Source organism: Parabacteroides sp. MSK.9.14 (genome assembly GCF_019041495.1).
GTDB classification, from domain to species: Bacteria; Bacteroidota; Bacteroidia; order Bacteroidales; family Tannerellaceae; genus Parabacteroides; species Parabacteroides merdae.
The window spans coordinates 15,752-30,868 of sequence record NZ_JAHPXO010000047.1 but is presented as its reverse complement, the minus strand read 5'-3'; the positions used below and the strand labels follow the sequence as shown (position 1 = coordinate 30,868).

The 15,117-nt window shown below is 39.3% G+C and carries 9 protein-coding genes and 2 pseudogenes; 4 read left to right on the top strand and 7 right to left on the bottom strand.

Annotated features, from left to right (window positions below):
- Positions 1-240 precede the first annotated feature (240 nt).
- Positions 241-411 (bottom strand): hypothetical protein, encoded by a 171-nt coding sequence (locus KTG12_RS18965; protein WP_167369856.1) that lies wholly within the window; start codon positions 409-411, stop codon positions 241-243.
- A 336-nt stretch (positions 412-747) separates the two neighbouring features.
- Here KTG12_RS18965 and KTG12_RS18960 point away from each other — a divergent pair, with 336 nt between their 5' ends.
- Complete coding sequence (locus tag KTG12_RS18960) at positions 748-1,302, top strand: helix-turn-helix transcriptional regulator (RefSeq protein ID WP_075965593.1); 555 nt, start codon at positions 748-750, stop codon at positions 1,300-1,302.
- 158 nt (positions 1,303-1,460) lie between these two features.
- On the opposite strand, the gene KTG12_RS18955 is transcribed toward KTG12_RS18960, so the two are convergent.
- Positions 1,461-2,453, bottom strand: a complete 993-nt coding sequence (locus KTG12_RS18955) for an IS481 family transposase (RefSeq protein ID WP_075965595.1) — start codon at positions 2,451-2,453, stop codon at positions 1,461-1,463.
- Between the two features lie 65 nt (positions 2,454-2,518).
- Positions 2,519-3,080 (bottom strand): annotated as a pseudogene (locus tag KTG12_RS18950) (phage integrase SAM-like domain and Arm DNA-binding domain-containing protein); the annotation flags it as partial.
- Positions 3,081-3,480: 400 nt separating this feature from the next.
- On the opposite strand from KTG12_RS18950, the gene KTG12_RS18945 reads away from it, so the two are divergent.
- Positions 3,481-4,815, top strand: a complete 1,335-nt coding sequence (locus KTG12_RS18945; protein ID WP_075966080.1) for an ATP-binding protein — start codon at positions 3,481-3,483, stop codon at positions 4,813-4,815.
- A 709-nt stretch (positions 4,816-5,524) separates the two neighbouring features.
- Here KTG12_RS18945 and KTG12_RS18940 read toward each other — a convergent pair.
- Positions 5,525-6,694 carry an ATP-binding protein gene (locus tag KTG12_RS18940; RefSeq protein ID WP_122298778.1) on the bottom strand — a complete coding sequence of 390 codons (1,170 nt, stop codon included), beginning with the start codon at positions 6,692-6,694 and terminating at the stop codon, positions 5,525-5,527.
- A 923-nt stretch (positions 6,695-7,617) separates the two neighbouring features.
- On the opposite strand from KTG12_RS18940, the gene KTG12_RS18935 reads away from it, so the two are divergent.
- Together KTG12_RS18935 and KTG12_RS18930 are read left to right on the top strand one after the other, a co-directional pair.
- Positions 7,618-7,860, top strand: a complete 243-nt coding sequence (locus KTG12_RS18935; RefSeq protein ID WP_075965602.1) for a hypothetical protein — start codon at positions 7,618-7,620, stop codon at positions 7,858-7,860.
- 134 nt (positions 7,861-7,994) lie between these two features.
- Complete coding sequence (locus KTG12_RS18930) at positions 7,995-8,912, top strand: hypothetical protein (protein WP_075965603.1); 918 nt, start codon at positions 7,995-7,997, stop codon at positions 8,910-8,912.
- A gap of 390 nt (positions 8,913-9,302) precedes the next feature.
- On the opposite strand, the pseudogene KTG12_RS18925 reads toward KTG12_RS18930, so the two are convergent.
- From KTG12_RS18925 to KTG12_RS18915, 3 genes and pseudogenes are all read right to left on the bottom strand, one after another.
- Positions 9,303-9,428, bottom strand: a pseudogene (locus tag KTG12_RS18925) (IS256 family transposase); the annotation flags it as partial.
- An 85-nt stretch (positions 9,429-9,513) separates the two neighbouring features.
- The gene (locus tag KTG12_RS18920) at positions 9,514-10,794 is read right to left on the bottom strand and encodes a hypothetical protein (protein WP_075965604.1); all 1,281 of its coding nucleotides are present in this window, start codon (positions 10,792-10,794) and stop codon (positions 9,514-9,516) included.
- Positions 10,795-10,874: 80 nt separating this feature from the next.
- A complete protein-coding gene (locus KTG12_RS18915; RefSeq protein ID WP_122298784.1) occupies positions 10,875-15,065 on the bottom strand; it encodes a fimbrillin family protein in 4,191 nt (1,396 codons plus the stop codon).
- Positions 15,066-15,117: the final 52 nt, after the last annotated feature.

The following is a 15,117-nucleotide window of genomic DNA, read 5'->3' as shown; positions in this document are numbered from 1 at the left end:
ACTAAATTTCAAATATTTCAAAGAACTCTTTTAGATTTTAATGGGACAACAATGAGAAAATCTCCACCAGTTCACCCCTTGGTCCTTCGTATGTAAATATATTATCTCTCATTAATCCATCATCTATCTTATGTCAAAGGTACAAAATCCAATAATATGAATAAAATATTGAGATAGTAGGATAAGAAATCAAATCAAACTTTAACAATCAGAATCATTAAGCTGAAAGTATACTACACTTCATTGTCGGACAAATCTATCATAGAATCTTCCTAATACATCCGCAAATTCATCCGGTAACCATCGAAGAACCTGTTCAACGATATATTCCGGAGCATCCCTATAAAATGCTTCAGTAATAGCGCCTGCGATAACACCCATCGTATCCACATCCCCACCCAAAGAAACCACCAGCCGAATGGTTTCCTCAAAGCTATTACTGTCATAAAGGCTATTATCGACTCCGGTACAGTCTCTTGGCAACTGCCCTTAAAAGAATAGGTAGGGGGTATTCAATCACAGGTCCGATGTAGATTATGTCCGAAAGCCGTCTCAACATATTGCCGAATATCTTCTTGGGTATGGCCGGTACGCGCCAGAAATATGCTTGCTGCCTAGTTTTACTCTATATACCACATAAAAGAAAAAGTAAACATATTCAGCTACATTTTTGAGTATTCAACCATCAAATTCTTTGGTATATGTATAATAATCAGCATCTTTGCATAAACCAAAACACCAATAGCAATGGAAGATAAAGAATTATTAAAACAATACATGCTGTTTGCTGGAGTAAACGCTTCACAACTTGCAGAGGAAATAGAAGTATCAAAGCAATATATTTTAAATTTAAGAAACGGACAATTTAAAGTTTCTGCAATATTTGCAAAGAAATTAGAGAAAGTAAATAAAGAAGCTTATGATCTAATATTTGGAACATCGAGGGACTATGACAGCATAATGGACAAAATTCAGCAATCGGAATTATGCCAAAAGCTTTACGCAATTCTTGAACCAATTTCAAGAGGAATAGAAACTGCTCCAGTCATAGGAAATTTGGTCCGTTTCATTGACGGACTCGGGACTGACAAAGAGCTAACCGAAAAAAACGAAAGTCTAGTAAAGGAAAATATAGCTTTAAAAACAGAACTAGAAAATTCAGAAAACGAGAACACCAAATTAAAGGCAAAGCTTTTCGATATGAGCGAAAATTTAGCCACGTACATGATGGATAATACAGAACTGAAGAAGAAAGTGTACGAACTACAGAAGGAAATCAACAGCATAGAAGAATCCCGCTAATATCCTAAGTTGTGCTATAACAACAGATTCGCTACATTAGCTTACTGGATTTTTACGCTCGTCGGGACGGGTGGTCTCGCCCCTTGGCGCTGGCCGTTCCCCGACCGATGAGTTTAAAAACGTAAAATAATCTGCGATATATTTTGATTCTCCATGGATTATCGAATAACAGTTTTCTTATTTCGATGTTTTATGAATTTAAGATACTTGTAATTACGTGGAAGAATTTCTTCGTTTGACTCCCAGAATTTTTCACTCACATCGGGCTGGATCGGAACAAGGTGCTCGACAGACTTGAATTTTTGCATCGGAGTCTTGCCGTTCAGTGAAGAATGTGGTCGTTTCTTATTGTAGAACTCCTGCCATTCCATAGCCATCATATTCAAATCAAGTGTCTTGTCCGACAAATCTATAAGATTCCAAAACTCTGTCTTATCGGTCTGCTGAGACCTTTCGACTTTGCCATTCAGATGCGGAGTCCTTGGTTTGATTGGTCTGAATTTGATAAAATGGTCATGCAGTTCATATTGGAAGTCATAATTGAAAAATTCTGTTCCCCAATCAGTTTGTATCCGCTGAACGGGAAAAGGAAAGGTGTTCAGTATCTCTCCTAAAAAATGAATTGTACTTTCCGCTTTTTTATTGGGATATATACGAATGGTTCTCAAACGGGTACAATCATCTATGGCCGTGAACTGGTATGCTCCGTTTCGTACTTTCATTACATCCAGCTGAACCCTTTCCCCAGGAATTTCTTTACTATATCGGATATAGTCTGACTTTTTACGCTGTTTCACAACAGCTTTGACCTGATGCTTTTTCAACACACGCCACACCGTCATGGCTGAGAGCTTTATTCTCTTTCTAAGCAGATAGTTGGCAATCCGTTGCGCTCCCCATCTTCTCGTCTTACGCAGATTAAGGATAATGGTTTCAATTTCAGGTGTTATCTTCATATTGGCAAGTCTTGATGGACGTTTAGACTTATCGGACAATTCCGACTTGCCTTGTTCTTTCTCGCGATTTATCCAACGGTATAACGTGGAACGAGCAATCCCGCACCGAAGGGCAGTTTTTGTCACAGAACCCGTTTCGGCGTATAGTTCAAGCCATTTTTGGCGCATCCGTATTTTCCGTATATCTTCTTTCATGCTACGAAGATACAGATTAAGATTTGCCTACGAAAAGAAAAAATGTAGCGTATCTATTGATACTTTACATATAATAAAGTATTCGTACAGCAATGCTTGTCCGTGCGGAGGAACATCTCGAAGTCGGAGATAAATGCCGGGGTAAGCTCCTTCATGGTGATGTCCTTCACATGGTAGCGGATATTGAGGAACTCTTGCAGGTGCTTGTAAACGGTCTTGTACTTGGCAAGCGTGCCCTTGGCTTTCATGCCTGCCGCCACCTGTTTCTCGTAGTCCTCGTTGTGCTTATTGAACACCTGCATCAGTGTGTGGCAGCGGTGTTCCAGTCCGAGAAAGGCGTTCTTGACCTTTTCCGCCGTGACATAGTTGTCACGCTCCATGATTTCCTGATAGTGCTTGTTGATGCGTGTGCGCATCAACAAGCAGGCGGTTCGCTTCGAGTGCCGCCGTGCTTTTGCCAGTGACACGCCCACCTTTGGTGTCCCACAACTTCGGATCGACGGTCAGCTTGCAACTGAATTGTGTCTGGCTTCCGTCCACCGTGATACGACCCATGACGGAAACTGTCCCGTCTTTCTTCACTACCTGCCGTTTGAGGTAGAAAATAACTGAAAATGTACTCTTCATCTTTCTGAACTTTTTTGGTTTCAAATTTACTCGGTGAAGAGTCTTTCGTCGATACGCAAATCGCAGAGGTACAGCGCAATTATCATCCGTTACCGAAATAGTTGCGTGAATTGTTAGTAACTCACTGTTTATAGTGTATTTCGGTATTATTCCTAAACTCCGATACCACCAATTATGCAGGGTAACGAATCGGTAACGTAGCGAAGTCTTAACTTGGTTCAGACCTGACTTATCCCGTCATCTGATTACAGAAGCAACTTTCTCAAAATGCCTATTTCTCAATAACTTTGATCTACCTTTCCATATCTCGCCGATTATTGCTACCTTTGTCCTATCAAAATAAATAGCTATTTTTGTAATGTCGGTTACTGTAACCGGCATTACGATAAATGAATATGCGATGAAATTTTACGATAGGACTGAAGAAATAGCTGAATTGCAAAGGATTAAAAATCTTTCTGATGTAAATCATTCGAGATTAACGGTAGTCACGGGAAGAAGACGAATAGGTAAAACAAGCCTAATTCGCCAAGCTTTTATGAGACAAACGACTATATATTTGTTTGTATCAAGAGATAATGAATCAATTCTTGTAAAACGTTTCTCTGATGAAATCAGAAGGGTACTAGATATTTTCATACCTGATGAAGTTTCCTCATTTAGGAACTTATTTACGATACTGATGGAAGTAGCCAAGAAGCAGCGGTTTAACCTTGTAATTGATGAATTTCAAGATTTCTATTATGTAAATAGTGCCATATTTAGTCATATTCAGGATGTATGGGATCGGTATAGACAGGAGACCAATGTGAATTTTGTTGTCTGCGGTTCTGCGTATCGCATGATGAACAAGATTTTCGAGGACCGAAAAGAACCATTGTTTGGACGTCGTGACGCTCTTATAAAATTGAATCCGTTTAGGACTGATACAATTAAGGAAATCATTAAAGATTACAAACCAGACTATTCTAATGAAGATTTACTTGCTTTATATACATATACAGGTGGAGTCCCTAAATATATAGAACTATTTATGGACAATTTAGTCACAGATAAAGATTCAATGATTTCTTATATGATAAGAGATAATTCTTTGTTTGTCAGTGAAGGAAAGAATATCTTGATAGAGGAATTTGGTAAAGATTATGGAACGTATTTCTCGATACTTGGTTGCATTTCTACAGGTATAAACACGCAGGCAAATATTGAGGGAGCATTAGGAGGAATAAGCATTGGGGGATTTCTTAAACGTCTTGTAGAAGATTATTCATTGATTGCAAAGATCAGGCCTTACGGAGCATCTGAAGGAGGGAAAAATATTAAGTACGAGATATCAGATAATTTTCTCCGGTTTTGGTTCAAATATATTCATAAGAACAGGTCTATCGTAGAAATGGGGAACTGGAAACTGTTGAAAAAAATCATCTCTGATGATTATACTACCTATACAGGTGATATTCTTGAAAGATACTTTCGCCAAAAGATGATTGAAAGTATGGAGTATCGCTATATTGGAAATTGGTGGAATCCCAAAAACACAGAGAATCAGTGTGAAATTGATATTATAGCAGTATCCGCTGACAATACAAGAGTAGATATATTTGAAGTCAAAAGAAATCCTGAACGATATAAAGAAGGAGTTCTAAAAGAAAAGGTAGATCATTTATTGACAAAGCAAAAAGAACTAAAGAAATGTACCCTAACATTGGGTAATCTTTCTATGCTTGATATGTAATTAATATTTCCTTCGTCCCGTCTGTACTGTGACAGCCAAATTTAAAGAAAATGCACCAATAGAACCTGTAATAACTGTTACGGCAGGTGTAGATGAAATAATATATATCTTTCGGCAAGTTCTAATATCACTTTAACTACTGCTAAAGAAATAAGAAGAGAGGTGTACTATACAGTATCTGGTTCAGAAAGGCACATTGAAGGTAGTGTTACTATTCCTGCTGGACAATCATCAGCGAAATCTACTGTATATCAACTACCTACTAAACCTACTAATGTATATGTAGGAAATTGGTGATTAGAAATAACACTAAACCCTATGAAAGACCTATTGTAGTGGATTATATATGATTTTGCATAGACACTAACACATCGCAGTTTGTAATGTTACGATAGGTGATAGTTCATCAGGCGGTGATGGTAGATTATAATTTATTAATCTGTTGTATTAAAAAATATTGGGCCGTATCGATACTCACAATAGAGCTTGATACGGCCTTATTATCTAACAGCAATTACTTTTATAGTAAACCTCCTCCCAATGAGCCATCATAACTCAGCCAGACTCTACCGTAATATGTTCCATTTCCAGTTGTTCCATTAACATTAGAGTCGGGTTACAATTCATATCTCAGGTAAACCTTCTTCTTCGCCGGTGCAGCGGTCTTAAACTTGGCCGTCACAGTACCAGTCGAGGGACGAACGAAACATCAATAATTCAAACCAAACCACCATAATGGCAAAATATTGCCAGAAGAATACTCAATTTGGTCCTTAACAATGTATCCTTCATTGGCCTCCTTTATCTGCTTCATGCCTTTAGATTTACCTCCAATTTCAAAAGTTCTTCCATCGATTTGAAAGTCAGAAATATCGGATGATGTCACCACATTTCTTACTCTTGTTTGGTTTATGAAGAATGTTTCTCGTATATTTCCTATATTAGGTTCTCCTTCTGCAAGTGAGTATATCAAGTTTGCATTATCAAGATACACTTTTTCAATTTTTCCTAATCCTCTTACACCTCCTGTGTTATCTCTTAATTGAGTAATCATTCCTGCGTCTTCAATGTATTGAAAGTAATCAGGCATCATATTTCTATTCGCATCTATCAATTCAGCCAGTTTACTCATATTGGGCTTGAAAGGAACGCTTTTTGAAATAACCATTAGTAACTTTTTCAGCCTTCTACCAGTAGAAGCAGGCAGGTTGGCAAAAGAAGGTATATCATTCTCCAATGTTAGATTGATGATTTGGCGTAATTTTTCATCGAATCCTCTTTCCTTGGAAAATGGATAATAACCATGCTTTAAATAATCTTCAAAGTATAATAAAGGAGTCTTTATTTCAAACTCTTCTGGTAATCCTTGAATTATTTCATCCAAACTATAAATGGGACTAGTGATCTGATGAAACAATGCCAAGTATTCCCGAAAAGACAAACCATACAAATCGTACAGAACAACGCGACGGCTTAAGTCGGAAATACCTTTATTTATATCTAAAATAGAAGAACCTGAAAATACGATCTTTAATTCACTATAATAGTCATATATTAATTTAAGTTCTTTAGACCAATCCTTGTATTTATGAATTTCATCAATAAATAAATATTGAATTCCTCTTTGAACCAGTCTTTCTGCCAAATCTAAAATCCTGTGTTCACTGAAATAAATATCATCGGCATTGATATATAGGACATCATTGATGTTCAGGTCATTTTTGATGTGCTGTAACATTAGTGTAGTTTTCCCAACCCCTCTAGGGCCACGAATCCCTACAATCCTATTGCCCCAATCTATTTCGTGATAAAGGTATCTAAAAAAACTAAGTTCAGTTTCTTTGACTAATTTTTTGTGTATTTTGGTAAGTTGTTCCATATTACATCCATTTGTTTCTACAAATATAGCAAATCTGCACTTTAAAAATGCAATATGAGCAAATATTTGCACTTAAAAAATGCAAATATCTAGTTCCATCTGATTATATGCTACCAATCAACAACAATTCTGCCGACTGTACTGTGACTGCAAACTTTGCTGCGATGCCAAAGACAAAGTGTTCTATATTTATAAGTATAATGTGTACAGTCGCTGGTACTGAAGATGTTCGAATTGATAATTATCAAATTATAGGGCCAAGTATGAGAAGCGGTGAAAGTATTGGAGGTATGGGAACAGTTGAAAGTGATTTGTAACTGGGGTCTTATACGGTAACAGCGCATGCTTCTTATAAAAAGAACGGTAACTGGAACGATCCTAAAGTGATAAATGTTTCATCAGGTGGTGATGGCAGATTGTAATTTGTTAATATATTGTGTTTAAAATATTAAGCCGTATCAATATTCACATAGATCTTGATACGGCCTTATTATCTAACTACAATAACTTAATTAGTAAACAATGTCAAATTTATATCGATCTGACATTCCCAAAGAAACAGAATATACACTAATCATACCACTACAATTGCTTGTAGTTAAACCATAATAGCTGCTATCACCTTTAGTTATAGAGAAAGTGAGTTCTGTATTTGTGTAATAATTAGTTCAAGGTTACCAAACCATTGTGTGAAATATTACCAATTTGCACAACTATAGTTGCTAGACTGGTAAGGATATTAGCTTCTCCTTCCAATGAACCGTCATAGCTCAACCAGACTCTACCATGGTATGTTCCATTTCCTGATGCTGGGTTAACATCAGAACCCGGTCTCAGTTAACATCTTAAGTAAACCTTCTTCTTTGCCGGTGCAGCAGCCTTAAATTTAGCTGTCACAGTACAGTCGAATCACATTGATTATCATGTTTATCACTTTAAATTCTTTCAAGGCAGAGGAAAATTGGGAAGATATTTTTCTTAGAGGTAATTGGGAGGAAATTGACTGTTCTGCTGTTGCAGAAAAACAATCTGTAACAGCCGGCTATGCTGAAAAGCAAGTACTGGTATCTACATTCCCTAAACACACGGATATGACTATCCGGTTGTTTGCTGATGGTGATTTGCTAGTATTTGGCCCTATTGTTTTGAGCATTTTATATGTGTAAACAATTATTAAACAATATGCGTTTTATGTTATATATAGTTATTTCAAATTGTTCGGTTTATTGTTGTTAGCTTATAATATTTATATTTGTTACAGCAAGATAATGAATTGTTTAATTATTAAAACCAAAACAACATGAAAGAATTAAAGTATTTTATTTTTGGAATTTTGGCGGCCTTCTCTGTTGGGCTTTATTCCTGCCAAAATGATGATGTTGCGGATCCTTCTGCAACAGATGATAATGAACAAACGTTCACAGTTTTGGAAGATGTTACTACTAAAGGATCAACTGACATTCTTGAAGGATGTAATACTTATAAAACAGGTGAATATGTTAAAGTAAAGGCGAAATCAGGTGCTACGATTTCAGGAACTAGGCTTAGAGGTTCTGGAACTATTAGTAGTACATATGAGAAAAATGGCTACGCCTGGGCTAATATTGATGATATTCATGGAGACTGGAAGGTAAGTGCGACTTTACCGGATTATTCAGTGACTGTAAAAGCTGGTACTGGTGGAACTGCTAGTGGTGGAGGGACTGTAGAAAAAGGAAGTTCAGTAAATATCTCGGCTCAACCATCATCTGGTTATACTTTTGACAAGTGGACCTTAAGTACAGGATCTGGAAGCTTTGCCAATTCAACATCTTCATCTACTACTTTTTTCCCAAAGTCCAATTGTACGGTGACGGCAAATTTTAAGAAAAAAGATGATGGCTATTATATTGTTTCCTACTCCGTTGGTACAATATGGACCGCTGGTGGTCTTGAATTCACTATTTATGCTACCCGTTCTGACCCGAGTATGGACGAGGGTCTTCCTTCTACCTTGTATATGACATATTCAATTACCGCTGAATATAATACATTCGATGGTCAACATCATCAAGAGTTATATGCGTCTGGCAATGCTTATATTAGAGAAGGTGGGTATTATTGCAACGTTACGCATGATAAGGACATACCTAACTTATATGGAGATGTTGAGTATACTATCCAATTAAGCGGACCGTCCTCTTTATCGGGATTCCCCATTCAATATCAGCAGTATTAGCCAATTAATTTTGTTGGTTAATTTTATTTCTATTGATATGTCCTGATCTATCATGTGCAATTTTATACATACTTTGCGTATTATCAGTGATATATATACGTTATTGGGTACCCTGATAATGATTAGTTTGGATTACTAATTTTGTGGTGTAATCAAAAACAATATTATTATAAACAAACTAATTTTTAAATCGTTTCAGTCGGAAGTGGGATGAAAGTTGTACTAGCAGAAGAAGAGTTTCCAAAGGTACCAGAACCGAAAGTAAGAGTCCAACCATCAAATGTGTGGGCGTAAAATAAACTGTGTCACGCATTGTTTTTATTAAAAACTCATCGGTCGGGGATCGGCCAGCGCCAAGGGTCAGGACCACCCGTCCCGACGAGTGTAAAATTACAATAATTTAAATCGCTCTCCAAACTTTATAGCCAGTTGTTGCGAGATTGTAGCCCAATTGGCCAGTGGCATAGTCCATTTCTTCCGTATATTGCGGTATGCAAGATAAACCAATTTTTCAAGAAGGTGTGTCAAAAAGCACACCTTCTTTAGCTTTTAGAAAAACAAAAACAATCCTAACTTTATGAAAATCAACATATCATACTAATTATCTGATGATCTTAAAGGACTTAACCAGTTTCCCATCATAATTGTACAAACTAACAATATTCAGTCCACTACCAGGTTTCAAGTTAAAACTAAATGACTTACTTCCTTCTATGGAATTTGTTTGAACCAATCGCCCATTAATATCAACCACTCTCACAAAAGATGATTCAGCAACATTGCTTAAAGAAACCAAACCACTGGATTTATCAAATTTCAATCCAATCTTATCGACTTCAATAGTTTCCAGTCCTGTAACATCTTCATTAAAAGTCATAACAGGAAGATAATTCAACGCATGGTCCCAACCTTCAGTAACCAAAACCTTATTTGAGTCAAAGCAGAAATCTGCATTATCATTCACAATAAGCCAATTGGATTCGATATCCTCCTTACCATCCGGTAAAAAGTATGCGACCATATAAGGAGTCCAACGCTGTTGAATATCAAAATAATCACTCAGAAAACAATCCTCTATCATAACATCCAACTTACTATTTGCAGAAATAGTAATAGGGATACCACCATTTTCAGCTTTTGTCAATCCTATGTGAGCCAAGTTACTAGCGCAAATGCTCCATTCCGTGGTAACATCACCAGCACTATATTTCATTCCACGCCAAAACTTAGCCAAGTTACGTTCCCACATAATCTTGATTTTCCCATTCATTGGAGAAGAAGACTTGTTTACTAATTTCATTTGTACACTGAACTTCTCATTCTTATAGTAATTATACACACTATACTCACTATCTCCCTTTCCATTAGCATCCGGGAAATTCATATACTCAGAAGATGGTGCAGGATAGTTCTCATAAACATGGAGTTTCCAATAGCCGTTCTTTTCAATTGATGACATATGTCGCATCATATTCCAATTTGTCTCTCCTTTAAATCGTACAATAGGGAAAAATATATAATCTCCTTCAGGCAGATTAATGTAGCAAGAAACTTTAATGTCATGCATAGCTCCATTCTCTAGCATCACTTCACCTGTACCATCGTATATTTGAACAATTTTTCCTTCTTTAAAAGCGGCATAACGAAAATCACAGATTTTGCTTGCACCAGTACCATTAGTAAATGAAGCCCCAAAAACTTTAGTCTGACCACTCACCACAACTGGTCCATAATGCTGATCCCGAATTGTAACTGAAATATCAACCCAATTTTCATAGTCAATTACAACTTTACTAATATCCTCCCATGCAAATAATTTGGTATTAAAACTAAATACCATACATACGATAAATAATACAATTGATTTTACCCGTGTATTCATAATTACTTAAGTTTTTCTGTTCTATTTTACAATAGTTAGTAATTATCGGAGAGGAAATTCCTCTCCGATAGAAAATAATATCAATCCGTTACAGTCCAGTCTCGAACCAGTTGTTTCAAACTGATAGTTGCAGTACAGGATGTACCTCCAGAAGGAGTTGCAGTAACTGTTGCCGTACCAGTCTTATCAGAAGAATCCTCATTGGTACCATCTGGCCATATAGAGCTGGAATTACCAGAGAAATCACCTGTACAAGAAACACTTATATCAGACACAGTACATATCTCTTCTCCCTTACTTACACCATTAACATACTTAGTACGATAACCAGTTACAGTATATGATTGCTTATTTACTTTATCTCCATTCCAAGTCATCGACGTCGGACTAACAGTAATCCTATAGTTACCATAAGTGATAGATGCTCCACTTTGACTTACTGTAGCTGTTGCTGAAGAAGACTCTCCTTCATAAGTAAACGTAACAGAAACAGGACCTGAACGTGAGCTACCAGTATTCTCACCGGCTCTACCACCCGGACACCAGCTAGGCCATGAAACATTACCGGTTGTAGCTGTTCCCGAACCTGTTATACCTGTCGAACTGCTATTTGCTGTTTGTGAATACGATGCAGATCTGGTAATATTACCTTCTGTCCAAGATGCACTTACAGAACTGTTTCTGTTAACTGAATTATAATATTCAGTCCAACCGCAATTCGGCTTGGTAGGAGAAGCTGTAGCAGTACCTCCCTTAGCTGCAATCGGGCTTCCCGAAATACTCAGCGAGCCGTTTCCAATCCAATAGTCTTTATATGTACTTGTACCGTCCCTAACAGTCAAAGTAGATCCACTCACACTTGCCCAACTAGCTGTCGTTGAAAGAGTCGGAGCCCCTGCATATTCAGTGTCTCTTGAACCGGATACTTCAGCTGTTGAACCTGACTGTGAAATGTTATCCGATGCAGTCTTGTCCGATTCTCCGGAATAAGAGAACGTAGCTGTAACAGTCGTTGAACGTGAAGAAGAATTATATTCCTTCCATGTTGAACGTGAAGGGCTGTCATATGAGATAGACGCTGTACCACCAGTACGTCCAAAAGAACTATTACTCAAAGAAACAGAACCGCCAGACCAGCTAGCAGACCTATCTACAGGAGTTCCATGGTTATCTCCAAATGAGACAGTACCACTTGAGCTTGTGCCTCCAGAGTATGAAGCTGCACCACTCGCTGTAACACTCTTTATGCTATAATACTGTTTCTCAGTATTAATGGTTGCAGTTGAACCATTTTGACTTACTGTACAAGTAGCAGTTACGGTTACACCATCACCATCCGAGCCACCTGTAGAGTTAGAGAATGTCCATGTACCCGTCAGAGTAGCGGTACGTGTAGAAGTGTCATATCTATGCGTCTTGGTACGTGACGGAACCGTGATGGATACAGAACTGCTACCTCCACCTACAGGGATAGTACCACCACTGATAGTTACAGAACCGGGTGTCCAGTTTGTATAATCGTCTGTCTCTTTACCCTTGTTGGCACCGGCACTTACAGATGAAGTATTGGAAGTGAACATACCGCTAGAAGACATCACGCTTGTCAGTACACCAGTCTCCGTATAAGTATCCAGAACAGTTGATCCATCCAATTTCACCGTAACTGTACGTTTCGGGTTAGTTATATTATATCCGGTAGAACCACCGTCTGCCCCGATTGTGTTCTTGGTTGAGATTGCCTGTCCGGAACCGTTTCCACGCTCTTCAGTAACAGTACCACCTTTCTGGGTAATCGTCACAGTCTTCGTAGATGCCGAATGGCCATTCTCTGTATTAGGCATGGTCGCAGTCACAACTACATTACGATCAGAAGTCGGTGTACCCAAAGTTGATGCATCATAGTTCTTCTGCACAGACACGCGACTACCGGAAGTAGAACCATTGATTGTAGCGAAGTTGCTACCCTGAGTGATAGACAATGTAGGCGAACCTGTCTGCTTATCTGTACCCTTATCAGCGGTAATGTTATTCCAATCATAATTCATGTCACGAGTCGCGGATGTGGTAATCTGAGATGTATTAGCCGCCCCGCTAGATGCAATAACTTGCAAAGTTGTCGGATTACCGGTAAGCGTAATCACATAATCGGTCCACGTCTTGTTTGTCTTCACACCCGCATTCTGCTTGACCGGAGTCTTACCGGTGACAGTGCCGGATGTCGTACTGCTGATAGTGATTGTCTGTGAACGTTCGCTCTCAGTCTTGTTGTTCTTGGTCGTTACAGAGAATGCAGCACCCTGCTTGTTGGCAAAGTCATGACCGAACTGGGCAGCCGGGAACGTACGTGTCTTGGCCACCGAGGAAATACCCCAATGAGAATCCGCATTGCTGCTGAATGCAGACTTGATATCAGCCTGTGCAATCGTTTCGATATCCACTACAACACCGGATACCTTACGCGGGCGATAGATATATGCATCGAATGTACCCTTTTCCGCACCGTTTACAGTACCTTTGGCATCCATCTTCGAATTGATGGCTGCAGCGTTTTCAATAAGTACAGACCATTTGCTGTCATCCTTGTCACCATAAGAAACTGTACCCTTCGCCTGGTTGACAGTCAAGAGATAAGTTGCCTGGGCCACCTTGGAGTGATCAATCGGGTTATCCAATGCACCCTTACCGTTCTCAGTAGTATACATATCCTGTCCGTCGATAACCACGTGGGCAACCAACTTACGGGCAACGGTAGCGCCACTTACTTCATCACTGTTAGGAGTTGACTTGATAGTCTTGCTGCTTTCGGTATATACCCATGCAGGTTCATTAAAACGGTCCTTGTTGCCTGTGGGAACATATTCACTTTCCTGAACTTTCAGGGTAATCCGATCATTCTCGCGAGTTGTCAGCGCAGGATCCGTTACGTTCTCACCATCCAAAGTTACGATACGTGTGGCACGTAAAGAGATATTGCGGCTGGAAGCGTCAGTTGCGCCAATATTGACAGTCGGTGTAGTACCTCCATTAGCAACAGGACTGCTCCATGTGATCTGCCACGGAGTATATACATAGTTTTCATAACGTGCCTGAATGCGGCGGTTCTTGTTTACGGTAAACTTATATGTCTCACCTGCACCTTCAATTTTAGTCCATGTATTAGCCTTTGCGTCATATTCAAACCATCCGATAAACTGAGTACCCAACGGCAGGCCTTTACCCATCTCAGCTCCTACCTGGCATTCGCGACCACTCAAATAACGACCGACAAATTTCTTCAGCGTGCCCGCATCACCACCGCCGGTAGTGATAACACATCCGTCGTAAGAGTCGCAATTAGCGTTGGCCAAATCACCGTTACGGCGTACATCGGCTGTAATCGTGTACATATCACCGGCCAAGTCATAAGTCTTTCCTCTTTCCAAAGTCTGGGTTGTACCGCTCAATTTAGCCTTAATAGCCGCCAACGGTTTGTTGCCGGCATCATAAGGCACAAACAAGTCCTGTCCGTCAGAAATGGCAACAGGAGGCACGAAAGCCTGGAACTCGGTAGAACCGGTAGTAGCGTTGTACGCATTCTTGATGTTCATTCTGATACCGGTACCCGGATTTTGTCCGGACTTCTGTACAGATGTAAGGGCGTCAAGATTAATGACCGCCGTTGTACCGAACAAAGCGTTTACATACTCATTGGCATTGGCATCCGAACGGGTCCAGCTAAAGCGCACATCAGACATCATGTGATAGAAATCCATATCCACTTCACCGGTAGCATTATCTACAATAGTAGATTTACCAGCAAGGATGTCCGAGTTAGTACGGTTCGCGTCTGAAGTCTGGTCAGATGCCACGGTGAACTCAAGGGCCCGTCCATCAACATCCACACCTGTCTTGGAGGTGCTATACGGATAATAAGCGTAGAACTTGAAAGTTCCCTCGCGGCTGATCCAAATCTTGTCGGCTTCGGATGCTGCTTCAAATTTCCCGTTGTTGTACACATACTTCTTGTTAGAAGCGAAATTCACCTTTCCGAGCGATTTGCCCGGTTCCACACAGAATACGCCGATGGCGTCATCCTGGAGCCAAACAGTTTTCGGGGCCGTTTTGGTATCCTCCCCCCAGTTCTCGTTTTGCTCCGCATTGTCATAAATAACTGCCAGAACCTGTCCCTTGTCATTGGTAACCGGGTCATCGTCCTTGTCACACGACTGAAAGCCCAGTGTCAACGCCAAAAGGTACATGACCGTTCTGAAGCAAACAACAAACTTCTTCATACATTAAAGATTTTAATTAAACTATAATTCAAAAATAATTGTCTGTCTCTTT